We start from the raw sequence: 16,146 nt of genomic DNA, 5'->3' as shown, positions 1-16,146 counted from the left end.
TATTCTCTACGCCGTCGGGCTCAGGTCTTCCTCGTTGTGGGTTGCCTGAAAGCGAAACTCGCCGTCCTGGTAATCCACTTCGATCGTCGTGCCTTCGGGGTAGGATTCCCGCAGCAGTTCCGTCGCCAAGCGGTTTTGGATTTCCCGCTGGATGACGCGTTTCAGCGGTCGTGCCCCGTAAGCCGGCTGGTAACCCTCGTCGGCAATCTGTTGGATCGCCGCGTCGGTCACGTTCATCCGCAGCCCCGACTCCTCCAAGCGCTCGGCCAGGTGCCCGAGCTGGATCCGCACGATCTCGCGAATCTGCTCTCGCTCCAGCGGCTGGAAAACCACGATCTCGTCGATGCGGTTGAGGAACTCAGGCAGGAATCGTGCTTTCAGCGGTTCCTGAATCGCCTCCTGCAGTTCTTCCTGTGTGCCGCCTTCCGACGCGATTCGTTGGATGATCTGGCTGCCGACGTTGCTGGTCATCACGATCACGGTGTTGGTAAAGTCCACCGTGCGTCCCTGGCCATCGGTCAAACGTCCATCGTCCAGCACTTGCAGGAGGATATTGAACACGTCCGGATGGGCCTTTTCGGTTTCGTCCAGCAGGATCACCGAATAGGGCCGCCGCCGCACGACCTCGGTCAATTTGCCGCCCTCTTCATAGCCGACGTATCCGGGCGGTGCGCCGATCAACCGGGCCACGCTGTGGCGTTCCATAAACTCGCTCATGTCGATCCGCACCATGGCCGACTCGTCGTCGAACATGATCTGGGCTAGGGCTTTGCAGACCTCGGTCTTGCCCACGCCGGTCGGGCCGAGGAACAGGAACGAACCGATCGGCCGGTTCGGGTCCTGCAACCCGCTGCGACTGCGGCGGACGGCATCGGAGATCGCGGTTACGGCCTGGTCCTGACCGACCACGCGCTGATGCAGTCGTTCCTCCATCACCAACAACTTGGCCCGTTCGGCTTCCATCATGCGGTGCACCGGCACGCCGGTCCAAGCGCTGACCACTTCGGCGATCTCTTCGTCGGTCACCTCTTTGCGGAGCAGTCGCCGGGTGGCGGTCGATTCGTCTTCCGCATCCGCTTCCTCGTGTTTGGCCTGTTCTTCCAGGGCTTCGAGGCGCGAGTTCAGTTGCCTGCGTTTCTGATCCAGCTCGTACAGCCGCTGGTACTCGCTCTCGGCGACCGGTTGCCCGCTGGCCTGGCGATTGCGCAGGTCCGCCTCTTCGGTCCGGAACTGGTGTTCGAGTTCCTCGAGCTCTTTCCGCAGGGACTGGACGTCATCCAGACCCATCTTTTCCGCTTCCCACTGTTCGCGCAGGCTGGCCAGTTGGGCTCGCAGCTGGTCCATTTCTTCGCGCACCGCATCGCGGCGCGCGGCCGCCGAGGCGTCCGGTTCGTCGGCCAATTGACGGTCGGCCAATTCCAGTTGTTGCAGTCGCCGCTGGACCTGGTCGATGGGTTCGGGAACGCTCTCCTTTTCCATCGCCAGGCGGCTGGCGGCTTCGTCGACCAGGTCGATGGCTTTGTCGGGCAGAAAGCGATCGGTGATGTAGCGATGCGAGAGACCGGCCGCGGCGACGATCGCGCTGTCGGTGATCCGTACGCCGTGGTGCGCCTCGTAACGCGGTTTCAACCCTCGCAGGATGGCGACCGTGTCTTCGACATTGGGCTCGCCGACGTAGACCGGTTGGAAACGCCGCGCCAGAGCCGCGTCCTTTTCGATGTGTTGCCGGTACTCGTCCATGGTCGTCGCCCCGATACAGCGCAGCACGCCGCGCGCGAGTTCCGGCTTCAGCAGGTTGGCGGCGTCGGCCGAACCTTCGGCCTTGCCGGCCCCGACCACCAGATGCAGTTCGTCGATGAACAGGATGACCTGCCCATCGGCGTCCTTGACCTCGCGGAGGACGGCTTTGAGCCGTTCTTCGAAATCGCCGCGGAACTTGGCTCCGGCCACCAGGGCTCCCATGTCCAGGGCGATGACGCGTTTGTTCTTCAAGCTGTGCGGCACGTCGCCTTCGACGATTCGCAGCGCCAACCCCTCGGCGATCGCCGTCTTGCCGACGCCCGGTTGGCCGATCAGCACCGGGTTGTTCTTGGTCCGTCGTGACAACACCTGGATGACACGGCGGATCTCGTCGTCGCGGCCGATCACCGGATCCAGTTTGCCGCTCTGGGCCAACAGGACCAGGTCGTTGCCGTACTTCTGCAGGGCCTGGTAGGTGTCTTCGGCATTTTGATCGGTCACGCGAGCCGAACCGCGGACCTGCGCCAAGGCGGTCAGCAGGTCATTGTCGTCAACGCCCATCAACTGCAACAGGTTCTTCGCCTTGTTGTCCACCTCAGCCATCGCCAACAGCAGGTGTTCGGTGCTGACGAACTCATCTTTCATCTGTTTGGCCCGGTCCGCCGAAGCTTGCAGGACGCGGTGTAGAGCGGGCCCGATCTGCGGTTGGCGGCCGCCGCTGACCTTGGGCAATTTATCGCTCTCGGCCGTAACCAAAGATTGCAGCTGAGCGACATCGACGCCGGCGCGTGAGAGCAGTGGTCCGGCGACGCCTTCGTTTTGCGCAAGCAACGCGGCGAGCACGTGCAGCGAATCCATTTCGGGATTCCCCGCCGCACCGGCCTGAGCCTGCGCCGCCGCGATCGCCTCTTGCGCTTTCACGGTAAGTTTATCGAACTGAAAAGCCATGTGTGTTTCCCCCCTTGACAAGTTGCTGCCGCCTGTTTGGCAGTGTGTATGACAAATTAATTAAGAACGCAACTGTTGTGCCGAAGCCCAGCAGTGGCATAGGCTTCCAGCCTGTGAAGTGGCATAGGCTTCCAGCCTGTGAAGTGGCATAGGCTTCCAGCCTGTGAAGTGGCATAGGCTTCCAGCCTGTGAAGCAGTATCCACAGGCTGGAAGCCTATGCCACTGGCTACTATGCCCCGGCACAAAAAAACGCAGCCGCTCGCGGGTGCGAACGACTGCGTGCATCGGAGCGTTAGGCCGGTGAGGCCGATCCGCTTTAGTCTTTGACTTCGAACTCGGCGTCGATCGCATCGTCGTCGGCTTCCCCGGCCGCCTGGTCGGCTGCCGGAGCGGGGCCGCCCGCGGCGGCCGCACCGTCGCCGCCCTTTTCGTACAGCACCTTGGTAAAGGCCTGCGAGGCGGCTTCGAGTTCGTCGGTCGCCTGCTTGATGGCCGCGGTATCGTCGCCTTCGGCGGCTTTGCGGACCTTTTCGATCGCCTTTTCCAGCGGCGCCTTGTCGTCGTCGGTCAACTTTTCGTCGTTGTCCTTCATCAGCTTCTCCAGCTGATACGACATGTTGCTGGCTTTGTTGCGAGCTTCGGCCAGTTCGAACTGACGGCGGTCCTCGTCGGCGTTGGCTTCGGCGTCTTTACGCATCTGCTCGATTTCCGCTTCGTCCAGGGCCGAGGCTTCCTTGATCGTCACCGAAGCTTCTTTGCCGGTTCCCAGTTCCTTGGCCGAGACGCTGAGGATGCCGTTTTGGTCGATGTCGAATTTGACTTCGATCTGCGGCGTGCCGCGCGGTGCCGGCGGGATGTCCTCCAGGTTGAATTCACCCAGCAAGCGGTTGGCGTTGGCCATCTTGCGTTCGCCTTGGAACACCCGCACCGTGACGGCCGTCTGGCCGTCGGCGGCGGTGCTGAAGACGTTCTTCTTTTCCACCGGTACGGTCGTGTTCCGCTCGACCAGCGGAGTCAGCACACCGCCTTCGGTTTCGATGCCGAGGGTCAGCGGGGTCACGTCCAACAGCAGCACGTCGGTACGGTCACCGGCCAGCACGGCGCCCTGGATCGCGGCTCCGATGGCCACGACTTCGTCCGGGTTAACGCCCTGGTGCGGCTCCTTGCCGAAGACTTCCTTGACCACTTCGCGGACCTTCGGCACGCGCGTGCTACCGCCCACCAGAACGATCTCGTCGATCTCCGAGGGCTGCATGCCGGCGTCCTTCAGGGCCTGCATCAGCGGCTTCTTACAGCGCTGAACCAAGTCGTCGATCAGCTCTTCGAAGGTCGATCGCGTAATCGACATCGTAAGGTGCTTCGGTTGTCCCGAGGCGTCCATCGTGATGAACGGCAGGTTGATGTCGGTTTGCGGCAGCGTGCTGAGTTCCTTCTTGGCCTTCTCGCAAGCTTCTTGCAGCCGTTGCAGCGCCATCGGGTCATTTCGCAGGTCAACTCCGCTTTCCGATTTGAATTTGTCGGCGACATAATGGATCAAAGCCTCGTCAAAGTCGTCACCACCCAGATGCGTGTCTCCCGAGGTGCTGACCACCTGGAACACGCGGCTGCTGGAGTCGTCGTCGCCACTGTCGGCGACTTCCAGTACCGAAACGTCGAAGGTACCACCGCCCAAGTCAAAGACGATGATCTTCTCGTCCTTCTTCTTGTCCAGCCCGTAAGCCAGGGCGGCGGCGGTGGGTTCGTTGATGATCCGAGCCACTTCCAAACCGGCCACTTGGCCGGCGTCCTTGGTGGCTTGACGCTGGCTGTCGTTGAAGTAAGCCGGAACCGTGATCACGGCCTTGTTGACCTTGTGGCCCAGGTAGGCCTCGGCCGATTCCTTCAACTTCCGCAGCACCTTGGCCGAGATTTCCTGCGGCGTGTGCTCCTTGTCGCCCACCTTGATCTTGACGTACTCGCCGGGCCCACCGGTCACGCCGTAGGGCACCATCTTCTCTTCCGACTCGACTTCGTTGTGCCGCCGGCCGATGAAGCGTTTGACGCTGTACACCGTACGCGTCGGGTTCGTCACGGCCTGACGCCGAGCCGGTTCGCCGACGATCGTGTCGGCATTATCGGTAAAAGCGACCACGCTGGGCGTCAGCCGGTTGCCTTCGGGGTTGGGAATCACCTTGGGCTCACTGCCTTCCATCACGGCGACGACGCTGTTGGTCGTCCCGAGGTCGATTCCAATGATTTTTTCACCTTGTGCCATGATCCATTCTCCTGCGTTTTGATCGGGGCCGCACCCCTGAACGGTTTAGGTGCAACGGGTTCTTCGTGACCTTCTCAATGGCAAAGTCCGTGCCATTTGATCTGCCGCGGCGCTTTGGCTGTGCCGTAAGTGCAGTGAGGTCAACAGTTTGCGGCAAAATCAAAACTTGGCAGAAAGCGGCTGGCGAGAATCCGGACTGCCAACTCTGTCAGAATCCAATTTGTGGCCTACCCCGGCCTTCAGGTCCCTTGCCAATATGACAGCACCCTCTCTACGCTCTGTGACCACACGTCAGGCCGCTGGCCCCGTGTTGTTCGAGCGTACCCGTACAAGTAATTCGGACCCTCCGCTGTGACCGCACCGCTTCGCCCCACCGACCCGCCTGATTCCTCTTCATCGCCTTCCGGCTCCTCGGCCGCCGACCCCTCGTCGGTTGGCCCCTCGTCGGTCGAATCGCCCGATACGGTTCGCCGCCAAGTCGCCGAGATCGACCAGCAGTTGCTCGGGCTGCTCGCCCGCCGCCGCGCCGCCGTTCAAGCCGGCTTGTCTGCCGGACAGGAGCCCTTGGTCGGCGCGATGGCCGCGGCGAATCAAGCCATCGACGAGGTGCTCGCCACGGCTGCGGGGCCGAATGCACCGGCCGAAGCGACCGAAGCGACCGAAGCGACCGAAGCGACGGCGGGGCGCGTGGAGCCGCCAGCGCTGAGCCGCGCCCAGCTGCGGGCTTGGCTGCGGCACGCGGCCAGCTTGTCACTGGCCGGCGAACACAACAATCGGGTTGCATTCCTGGGACCCAAGTTCAGTTACAGCTATCTGGCGACGACCAACTACTTTGGCGACGCCGCCGAACTGGCTCCGGTGCAATCGATCGAAGCGGTTTTCGAAAGCGTGTTGGCGGAGGACTGCCGGGCGGGCGTGGTCCCGATCGAAAACAGCACCGACGGCCGGATCGTCGACACATTGGGAATGTTCGTCAAACATCGCGTGGCCATCTGCGGCGAGGTGCTGCTGCCGATCCACCACACTCTGCTTTCGCGTTCGCCCCTGGAGGCCATCGCCCAGGTATGCAGCAAACCGCAGGCGCTGTCGCAGTGCCGGCACTGGCTCAGCCGGCACCTGCCGGAGGCCCGCACCGTGGCGGTTGCCAGCACCACCGAGGCGGCTCGCATCGCCAGCGAACAGCCGGGCGTCGCCGCGGTGGCTGCGCGGCAAGCCGGCCAGCCGTACGGGTTGGATGTGGTGGCCGCCAACATCGAGGACAACCCGCACAACGTCACGCGGTTTGCCGTGCTGGGTAAGGAGCCCGTCGCCGCGACGGGACGCGACAAGACGACCCTGCTGCTGCAGGTGGCCCACAAGCCCGGGGCACTGGCCGACGCGATGGCGATCTTCAAGAACAACCGTCTGAACCTGACCTGGATCGAATCGTTTCCGATCAGCGGCGAACGGGCGGAGTACTTTTTCTTCGTCGAGTGTGAAGGACATCAAAGCGACCCAGCCGTGCAAGCGGCCATCGAGGCGCTGCGGAGCCAAGCCCTGCGGCTGGACATCCTGGGGTCGTACCCCCAAGCCCAACCGGCGTAAGCCCAAGTCGTCGAACCGCCCCAGAGCCGAACGCGCTAGCGTCGGGTCTCGCGGCGGTGGACTGGGGAGCGGCGATCCGCGAATCCGCACCTCTTTCGGTTGCGCATAAATGCGGCGGCGAAAAACGTCGTGGATCGGAAACCCGCGGCCCCACGCCGTCGGCCGGCGGACCAGACCCAGCCGAACGCGCTAGCGTCGGGTCTCGCGGCGGTGGACTGGGGAGCGGCGATCCGCGATTCCGCACCTTTCTCGGTTGCGCACAATCGCGGCGGAGAAAACCGTCGTGGACGGGATACCCGCGAAAGCGCGCCGTCGGGCGGCGGACCTAACCCAGCCGAACGCGCTAGCGTCGGGTCTCGCGGCGATCGACGTTGTCCCGGCGCGGGCTATTCCAACACCCACAACCCGAACGCACCACCGCCACGATCCCGACGTCACCCACCGCTTCAAACCCACCGCTTCGAAACCGCCGCTTCAAACCCACCGCTTCAAACCCACCGCTTCGACACCGCCGCGGGGGCCAACCTCTGGCGAGTTCCGCTACGATCGGGGTCGCTACGAGAGACGCCTTGGAACCGGGAAGGCGAGCACGAAGCGGGTTCCGCGGCCGGGTTCGCTCTGCACCGTGATCCCGCCGCCGTGGGCTTCGATGATCTTCCGCGCCGTCGGCAGCCCCAGGCCTGACCCGCCGGTTTTGGTGCTGTAAAAGGGCTCGAACATGTGGATCACCGTGCTGTCCTCCATGCCCGGGCCGTCGTCGATCAACTCCAAGGCCACGCCTCCGCGCGTACTGTAGGTCCGCACGACCAGCTGGCCGCCGCGGCCCATCGCTTCCAGGGCGTTTTTGACCAGGTTCATCAGTGCCGACTGCAACGTGTCGCTGTGCAGCATGATCGACGGCAGGTCGGCGTCCAGGTAGCGTTTGATGTCGACGTTGTCCTGGTCTGCCTGCGCTTCGTAGGCTCGCAGCACCCGGTCGATTTGATCGTTCAGGTTGCCGGGTGTGAGGTCGATCTCGCGGAGCCGAGCAAAACGCAGGAAGTCGCGCAGCAGCGCCTGCATCCGCTCGCACTGCTGGCGGACGATGTCGGCTTTGTTCAACGCCCGCTGCCGCATCGGCGAATCCAACTCGGCCAGCTCCTCGCTGAGCAAATCGATGTTCATGTGAATCACCGACAGCGGATTCTTGATCTCATGCGCCAACGATCCGGCCAGCTCCGCCAGTTCGTCGTACTGACGGCGAATCGTCTCGCTGGATTCGGCATCGCGTTTGTGAGGAAGCACGTCGTCGGTCATTGCCATGGGGTCCGTAGGAGGCGGTTCCGGTTGGGGAGCATGTTTTGATTTAGAAGTCAGAAGTCAGGGTTCAGCCGCAACGGCCTGGCCAGCCAGTCGCTGCAGGGCCTCCGCCGCGGTGAACTCGCCAGCCGGTCCTTCGCGCTGGCGGTCGACCAGCGGGCCGAGGGGCAGGGTGACCGTCGAGTCGCCGCGGACGGTGGTTCCGGAGGCGTCGACGCCGGGCCAGCGGACGGGCAGAAAAACCGCAGCTCGGTGAGCCACCGCCGGGGGAGTCGCCGCGTCGCCGAGCAGGACCAGCGAATCCGGGGCGGCGGGAGTGGGGTTGGTACGTTCTGCAGATTCCAAGCCGATGGGCCGGCCGTCCGGCCCGCTGGCCGAACTGGCCGAACTGGCCGCCCACGACGGCTGCAAGCGAACCCGCACCGGTCGAGCTGCTTCGGGCGATCGGTCGGCTTCGTCGGCCCCCGGTTCGCCTCGCCCGACCAGCAGCGGTTCGACCGGCCTCGCCGCAAAGCTTAACGGGCCGCTAAAGCCTGTTAGCCAGAGTTGTGATTGGCGGGCGGCCGCGGCCGGGTCCAGGCTGACCAGGACGCCGCGTCCGCGATCGTTCAACCGCTCGATGACCCGCAGCAGCCACGTCCCGACTTCGCCCATCCCGACTTCGCCCAGTTCGCTTTGCCCGGCGCCGGCGCCCGCCCAGGCGTCGAATGCGCCGGGCATTACAATGACCGCGCGCATCCGTCCGGATTCGAGGAATCCTGCAATCGCTTCGACCGTCGCGGTATGGTCCGCCCCGTTCCAGGTCTCGGCGGCCGGCGAACCGCGTTTGTCTTCCGCTGCGCCCGTCTCCGGCTGTTGGCTCAGCCGCCACAGCAGCGATCGCAGCCAGGGCAGTGGAGCGATGTCGACGTCCAGCGGCGCTCCGTCGGAAGCCGCATGCGCGGCCGAGGAGCCGGGGGCGGGAGCTGCCGCATCCGGCGGCGCGGGGCCCTGAACGGCCGGACGAAAGTGCAGGATTTGCTGCGGGATGCCCGTTAAGAAACGTTCGGCCAAGCGCGGAGCCTGGGCGTGGGGGTCGCCGAGGATCAAGACGCGGTCGGCGTGCATGCGGACATCGGCCAAGGTCGCGGCCGTGACGCCGTCGCGAGCCGTGGCCGCCGCGACCGCCGAAAGCGTCGCCGTGCTGTCCAGGCGCAGCGTCGCCGCCAAGGCGGCGGCGGTGGCGACGGCGGCGCGAGCCGTTTGCAGGTCGCCGGCGAACCCATCGACCTGGACTTCGGCCGAGTCACCCAGCCGACGGGCGGCCGCCTGCAGGGCCTCCGCCCAGGATGCCGGTCGGCCGGCCACCAGCGGCCCCAGGAGCGTTCCGCCAGCCAGGTCGCCCAAGTGCCGGTCCCGCTTGGGGCACTCGGCACCGCGAACCACGTCATCGCGAACCAGGTCGTCGCGAACGAGGTCATCGCGAACCAGGGCATCGCGAACCACGTCATCGCGAACCGGGGCATCGCGAACCAGGTCATCGCAACGCAGCGGGCAAAAGGGGCAGGTCCACGGCGCGGTCATCAGAGAGCAACTTTGGGGGCGGTTCGCGTTGTAAACAGGTCAATCGGCCCCGGGTAAACGTCGCAAACCTGGGGTGCCGATGGTATTCTAAAGGAAAACTCTGGCGATCGGCGTTCTCACCGTGCCAGAAACTCGTCTTCTTTGGGGATTGCAAGCAATGAGCGGCACGATGCAGGAATTTACCGACATCCTTCTACAGGAAGGGGTCATCAGCCTCGACCAGCTGAGCGAAGCGGAGAAGGTCGCGGCCGACGCCAAGATGACGGTCGGTGAAGCTCTGGTGAAACTCGAGTACGCCACCCCGGAAGAGGTCGCCGAGGCGACGGCCAAGTTCCACCGCGTTCCCTACGTCGATCTGCGGCAGACGCGGATCCCCGAGCATGTGATCGAATTGGTTCCCGAGTCGGTGGCGCGGGAAAACATGGTGCTGCCCTACAGCGAGGAGGACGGCGCCCTGAAAGTGCTGATCGCCGACCCCTTCGATCTGGAAACCACCGAAAAACTGCGCTTCATTCTGAACAAAAAGATCGAGACCGCGATGGCGGCCAAGGAATCGATCCAGGAAGCGATCAACCAGTACTACGGGCAGGTCGAAGGTGAATCCGCCGACTCGATGCTGCAGGAATTCACCGATACGGCCATCGACTTTACCGAAACCAGCGAAGCCGACGATGTGGGCGGCGACAGCGGTGACCTGGACGAAAATTCACCGCCCGTTGTCCGGCTGGTTCACCTGATGATCCAGGAAGCGGTCCAGCTGCGGGCCTCGGACATCCACGTCGAACCGTTCGAGGAACGCGTGCGGATCCGCTATCGCATCGACGGCGTATGCGTCGAACGCGACTCACCCCCCCGCCGGATGCTGGGCAGCCTGGTCTCCCGCATCAAGATCCTCGCCAAGATGGACATCAGCGAACGCCGACGCCCCCAGGACGGGCGGATCAAGATCACCGTCGGCGACAAGGAACTGGACCTCCGCGTCAGCATCATCCCCACCAACCACGGCCAGTCGGTCGTGATGCGGCTGCTGGACAAGGACAACATCAAGGTCGGCACGCGCCAGCTGGGACTGGCCGAAAAGGACTTCCGCGATTTTAACAGCCTGATCAAGCGGCCCAACGGCATCATCCTGGTGACCGGTCCGACGGGATCGGGAAAGACGACGACCCTGTACGCGTCGCTGAACGCCCTGAACCGGCCGGACCGCAAAATCATCACCGCTGAAGATCCGGTCGAGTACTACCTGCCGGGCATCAACCAGGTGGAAGTCCGGCACAACATCGGGCTGGATTTCGCCCTCATCATCCGCTCGATGCTCCGCCAGGCACCGAACATCATCCTGGTCGGCGAGATGCGTGATACCGAGACGGCATCCATGGGAATCCAGGCCAGTCTGACTGGACACTTGGTATTCAGTACCCTGCACACGAACGATGCGCCCAGCGCTATCACGCGAATGGTGGACATCGGTGTACCGTCCTATCTGGTGGCCAGCAGTGTGATCGCGGTCCTCGCCCAGCGGCTGGTGCGGACGATCTGTCCCCGCTGTAAGCAGTCGTATAAGCCCCCAGAAAGCGTCATCAAGGATGCGGGCCTGCCGCCGGAATTGGTCGCCCACGGCGAATTTGCTAAGGGCAAAGGATGCAGCTATTGCCAACGCAGCGGCTACCGCGGCCGACTGGGGATCTACGAGCTGATGATGATCACCAGCCGGATCCGTGAAATGATGTTCAAGGGCAGCTCCACCCAGGAGATTCGAGCCGTGGCGATTGAGCAGGGAATGACCACACTGTACGCCGACGGAATGCGAAAAGTATTGCGTGGAATCACGACCTTCGAAGAGGTGTACCGCGTGGCCAAGCGGACCGAGCAGGACTTCATGGCCCTGGAGCATCTGGTCAGCGAACTGAATTAATTTCGCTCCAGGGGGCTCTCCCGACGCTTGCGGAACGATGCCTGAAAGACGGCTTTAAGGGCGCTTTGTGCACCGCTAGTGAGTTGGTCTGGGGCGGCGTGGGACCGTTTCGGTTCGGCGGGCACCATCGCGAGGGGGACGGTCCGGGGCCGTCTTCCTGGCAGGGGGGCTTTGGCGACCATTCGTGCGGTCCTACGGGCTTCGGGCATGAAGGCCACTGCCGTGCCAATCGACCCTCATTCCGAGCTCAATCGGCGAAAAAGACCGGAGAAACTTGGCTTTTTCGCTTCCTCCTTCCATAATGCTTGCATCAGGACGCCGGATTTGGCTGCCTGCTTTTCCTATATGCCATTCTCTTTTTCTCGTCTGCAGCCTGAAGGATTCTCTGCATGGCTACGGTGCTGATCGACAAACTGTTGCAAGCCGCTGTCAAGCAGGGGGTTAGCGACATCCACATCGTTGTGGGCCAACCGCCCGTGTTTCGGCTGCATGGTCGCATGCGCAAGCTCGAGACCAAGGTGCTCGAGAACGAGGACACCGTAGGGCTGATGAAGAGCATCACGCCGGAGCGTTGTCAGCGGGAGTTGCAGGAGACGGGCAGCACGGACTTTGGGTTCGCCTTTGGGGACATGGCTCGCTTTCGCGTGTCGGTGTTCAAGCAGCGCGGATCGATTTCGATGGTCCTGCGGCAGATCCCCAACGACAAACTGACCCCCGAACAGCTGGGGCTGCCCGAGTCGGTGGTCAAACTGGTGATGCGGCCGCGAGGGTTGTTCCTGGTGACCGGGCCGACCGGAAGCGGCAAGAGTACGACGCTGGCAAGCCTGGTGAACTTGATCAACGAAACGCATGATCACCATATCATCACGATCGAGGACCCGATCGAGTTCTATCACGAGCACATCCGCAGCACCGTCAACCAGCGCGAGGTGGGCGTGGACGTGCCCAGTTTCGCCGAAGCGATCCGCCGGGCATTGCGGCAGGACCCGGACGTGATCCTGGTGGGCGAGCTGCGGGACTTGGAAACGATCGAAGCGGCGATCAGTGCGGCCGAAACCGGACACATCGTCTTCGGCACCCTGCACACCAACAGTGCGCAGGGCACGGTCAACCGCGTGATCGACGCGTTCCCCGGTAACCTGCAGGACCAGATTCGTACGCAGTTGGCCAGTTCGCTGATCGGCGTGGTGGCCCAGACCCTGCTGCCGCGAATCGGCGGCGGCCGGGTGGCGGCCTATGAAGTCCTGGTCGTGACGCCGGGCATCGGCAACCTGATCCGCGAGAACAAGACGTTCCGCATCAACAGTGCGATCCAGACCGGTGCCAAGCTGGGCATGCAGCTGATGGACGACGCACTGTTCAAGCTGTGGAGCGAAGAGAAGTGCACGGTCGAAGACGTGTTGAGCAAAGCCCAGCGGCCGGACGACCTGGCCAAGCGGATCGTGCAAGCGAGACGTGGGGTCATTGACGAACCCGAAGTGATTGAAGAGGACTGACATGGCGGTGCGGCGAATTGGACAGATCCTGGTCGACCTCGGCTTTCTCAGCGACGAACAGCTGGAAGTCGTCCTCCAGGAACAACAGCAACAGCCCGGGGCGATGCTCGGACAGGTTGCCGAGAGCATGGGCCTGATCACCGACGAGCAGTTGGTGCAGGCGTTGGCCGAGCAGATGCGGATGCAGACGATCTCACTGAGCGAGGTCGAGCTGCCCGAGGAGGTCCTGGAAAAGATCTCCGAAACCATGGCCCAGCTGTACCGCGTGGTGCCGGTCGCCTTCGAAGGCAACACCCTGACGATCGCCACCTGCGATCCGCAGAACCTGACGATCCAGGACGAGCTGCGGACGTTCCTCGGTTACGACATCCAGATGGTCGTGGCCACCGAACGCGAGGTGATGCAGACGATCGGCCGGTTCTACGACAGCGAGAGCGAGAGCGTCGAGAAACTGGTCTCGGAACTGGCCGAGGACGACGAGCTGAAGTCGGCGATCGAGGAGCTGGAGAGCGAGAAGTTTAACCTGACCGACGCCGAGGCCCTGGCCGACAGTGCGCCGGTCCGCAAGCTGCTGAACATGGTGCTGTTGTTGGCGATCAAGGACCACGCCAGCGACGTGCACTTCGAACCGTTCGAAGACGAGTTTCGGATTCGGATCAAGGCCGAGGGCGTGCTGTACGAGATGGTCCCGCCGCCTCGCCACCTGGCGTTCGCGATCACCACGCGGATCAAGGTGATGGCCAACCTGGACATCGCCGAGCGGCGGATGCCGCAGGACGGCCGAATCGAATTGATGCTGGGCGGGCACCCGGTAGACCTGCGGGTCAGCGTCCTGCCGACGATCTTTGGCGAGAGCGTCGTGATGCGGATCCTGGACCGTTCGGTCGTGGACCTCAGCCTGGAAAACGTCGGGATGGACGATTTCACGGTCAACGCGTTCCGCAAGGCCATCGACCGGCCCAACGGAATCGTGCTGGTGACCGGACCGACGGGCAGCGGCAAAACGACCACCCTGTATTCGGCCCTGACCGAGCTGAACGACCCGGAAGACAAGTTGATCACCACCGAGGACCCGGTCGAATACGACATCGATGGGATCATCCAGATTCCGATCGACACCAAGAGCGGCGTGACGTTCGCCAGTTGCCTGCGGGCCATCCTGCGGCAAGACCCGGACACGATCCTGGTGGGCGAGATCCGCGACTTGGAAACCGCCGAAATCGCCATCCAAGCCGCCCTGACCGGTCACCTGGTGTTCAGCACCCTGCACACCAACGACTCGGCCGCCACCGTCACCCGGCTGAAGGACATGGGCATCCAGACCTTTATGATCTGCGCGACGGTCGAAGCGATCCTGGCCCAGCGGCTGGTCCGGCGGATCTGCACCAAGTGCCGCGAAGAGGTCAAACCGGGCACGGAGCTGCTGTTCGAGCTGGGGCTGGAGAAGTCGGACGTGCAGGGCCGCACCTTCTATCGCGGGGCGGGCTGCGACGCCTGCAACAACACCGGATACAAAGGCCGCGTGGGCTTGTTTGAATTGATGGTCATGAACGACACGATCCGCGAGCTGGTGATGGCCAACGCCTCGACCGACGAGATCCGCGACCAAAGCCAAAAAGATGGCATGGTAACGCTCCGCGACTTCGGCATGCGGTTGGCCGAGGACGGCATCACCAGCCTGGACGAAGTCGTCCGAGAAACCATTCAAGAAGCGTAGTAATAGCACCCTCCCGCGCAGCGGGAGGGTCGGGCTCTAAGGCCCGGGGAGGGCGAGAAACGCAAAAAACCCTCTCCGGGCCTGAGAGCCCGACTCTCCCAGAGGGAGAGTAATGCCTGATCAAGACCACACTGAGACCCATTTTTACAAGCACGATCGTCACGAGAGACTGCGATGCCTACCTTCCAATTCGAAGCGATGGACGCGACGGGTCAAGAGATCCGCGACGAAATCGATGCGCCCAGTGAGGAGGAAGCCCAAACCACGATTCGGTCGATGGGCTACTTCGTCACCAAGATCTCGCTGAAAAAGGCGGCCGCCGGGACCGCGGCGGGCGGCAAAAAGAAACGGCCCTTCGCGCTCGGCAAAGCCAAAACCAAACAGATCTGTGCGTTCACTCGCCAGCTGTCCATCCTCCAGGACGCCGGCCTGCCCATCCTGCGGTCGCTGAAGATCCTGGAAAACAACCAGAAGCCGGGCAAGCTGAAGAACTCGCTGCAGGATGTCTGCGAAGAGATCGAGGGCGGGGCCACGCTCAGCGAGGCGATGAGCAAATCGCCCAAGGTGTTCACCCGGCTGTACGTGAACATGATCAAAGCCGGTGAGGCCGGCGGTGCTCTGGAGACGATCCTCCAGCGACTGGCCGATTTCCTCGAACGCGGCGAGTCGCTCAAACGCAAAGTCAAAGGGGCGATGATCTATCCCTGCGTGGTGATCTTCGTCGCGATCGCGATCCTGATCTTCATCATGGTCTTCATCGTGCCCACGTTTCAGGAGATGTTCGAGGAGTTCGAACTGGACCTGCCGGCCCCGACCGTGCTGCTGATCGCGATCTCGGAATACCTTGCCCAATACTGGTTCCTGTTGATCATGATCCCGCTGTGCATGTTCATGCTGATCAAGCTGCTGCGGAAATTCAAACACGGCCGCATGGGCTTTGACCAGTTCATGATCAAGGTGCCGATCATCGGCGGTTTGGTCGAGAAGAACATCCTGGCCCGAACCACGCGAACCCTGGGCACCTTGGTCAGCAGCGGGGTGCCGATTTTGGAAGCTCTGAACATCACCCGCGAAACCTCCGGCAACGCGATGTTCGAACGGTTGTTTACCCGCGTGGCCGACGCGATTCGGCAGGGCGAAGTGATCAGCAAACCGCTGGCGGAAAACAGCGTGCCCGGGTTCCACCCGATGGCCCTGTTGTTCTGGATCCTGTTGGGATCGTTCCCGGGACTGCTGCTGCTGTCGGTCGCCATGACCTCCGGCGGCACCTCGCTGGGCGAGGACCCGAACATGGTCCAGACCCTGTACGGGATCGGCCTCGGCACGGCCGGCTTGGGCACGGTGATCTGCGTCCTGTTGTACATGACCAAGTACCGCCAACGCGTCGTCGACGACCTGGTCGTCAACATGGTCGACGTGGGCGAAGAGACGGGCGAGCTGGACACGATGCTGTACAAGGTGGCCGACACCTACGACGAGGAAGTCCGCACGTTGACCGACGGTCTGCTGGCGATGATGGAGCCGATCATGATCGTGTTCCTGGGCCTGGCCGTGGGCTTTATCGTGATCAGTCTGTTCATGCCGTTGGTGGGCTTGATCAGCGGACTTGGTTAGGCCGCACATGTCATC

General features: G+C 63.0%; 9 protein-coding genes. 5 read left to right on the top strand and 4 right to left on the bottom strand.

Annotation, left to right across the window (positions count from 1 at the left end):
* Positions 1-6: 6 nt before the first annotated feature.
* Together clpB and dnaK are read right to left on the bottom strand one after the other, a co-directional pair.
* Positions 7-2,688 carry an ATP-dependent chaperone ClpB gene (clpB, locus tag GE027_RS00375; protein WP_153555182.1) on the bottom strand — a complete coding sequence of 894 codons (2,682 nt, stop codon included), beginning with the start codon at positions 2,686-2,688 and terminating at the stop codon, positions 7-9.
* Positions 2,689-3,005: 317 nt separating this feature from the next.
* The gene (gene dnaK, locus GE027_RS00370; protein WP_153555181.1) at positions 3,006-4,943 is read right to left on the bottom strand and encodes a molecular chaperone DnaK; all 1,938 of its coding nucleotides are present in this window, start codon (positions 4,941-4,943) and stop codon (positions 3,006-3,008) included.
* A gap of 351 nt (positions 4,944-5,294) precedes the next feature.
* On the opposite strand from dnaK, the gene pheA reads away from it, so the two are divergent.
* Entirely contained in the window at positions 5,295-6,527 is a 1,233-nt protein-coding gene (gene pheA, locus GE027_RS00365; protein WP_153555180.1) for a prephenate dehydratase, read from the top strand.
* 555 nt (positions 6,528-7,082) lie between these two features.
* On the opposite strand, the gene GE027_RS00360 is transcribed toward pheA, so the two are convergent.
* The gene (locus tag GE027_RS00360; protein ID WP_390621566.1) at positions 7,083-7,823 is read right to left on the bottom strand and encodes a two-component system sensor histidine kinase NtrB; all 741 of its coding nucleotides are present in this window, start codon (positions 7,821-7,823) and stop codon (positions 7,083-7,085) included.
* Positions 7,824-7,886: 63 nt separating this feature from the next.
* Positions 7,887-9,389 (bottom strand): molybdopterin-binding domain-containing protein, encoded by a 1,503-nt coding sequence (locus tag GE027_RS00355; RefSeq protein WP_153555178.1) that lies wholly within the window; start codon positions 9,387-9,389, stop codon positions 7,887-7,889.
* A 157-nt stretch (positions 9,390-9,546) separates the two neighbouring features.
* Between GE027_RS00355 and GE027_RS00350 the strand changes: the two genes are divergently transcribed.
* The 4 genes from GE027_RS00350 to GE027_RS00335 all read left to right on the top strand — a co-directional run bounded on the left by GE027_RS00350 (position 9,547) and on the right by GE027_RS00335 (position 16,131).
* Complete coding sequence (locus GE027_RS00350) at positions 9,547-11,304, top strand: GspE/PulE family protein (RefSeq protein WP_153555177.1); 1,758 nt, start codon at positions 9,547-9,549, stop codon at positions 11,302-11,304.
* A gap of 389 nt (positions 11,305-11,693) precedes the next feature.
* Entirely contained in the window at positions 11,694-12,800 is a 1,107-nt protein-coding gene (locus GE027_RS00345) for a type IV pilus twitching motility protein PilT (RefSeq protein ID WP_153555176.1), read from the top strand.
* A gap of 1 nt (position 12,801) precedes the next feature.
* Positions 12,802-14,517: a GspE/PulE family protein gene (locus GE027_RS00340; protein ID WP_153555415.1), complete on the top strand. Its 1,716-nt coding sequence runs from the start codon at positions 12,802-12,804 to the stop codon at positions 14,515-14,517.
* A gap of 174 nt (positions 14,518-14,691) precedes the next feature.
* Positions 14,692-16,131 carry a type II secretion system F family protein gene (locus GE027_RS00335; protein ID WP_153555175.1) on the top strand — a complete coding sequence of 480 codons (1,440 nt, stop codon included), beginning with the start codon at positions 14,692-14,694 and terminating at the stop codon, positions 16,129-16,131.
* The last annotated feature ends 15 nt before the right edge of the window (positions 16,132-16,146 follow it).

The sequence above is a fragment of the Roseimaritima sediminicola genome (assembly GCF_009618275.1).
GTDB lineage: Bacteria > Planctomycetota > Planctomycetia > Pirellulales > Pirellulaceae > Roseimaritima > Roseimaritima sediminicola.
Note: the sequence above shows the minus strand (reverse complement) of the source record. Positions and strands in the feature narration are given on the sequence as shown.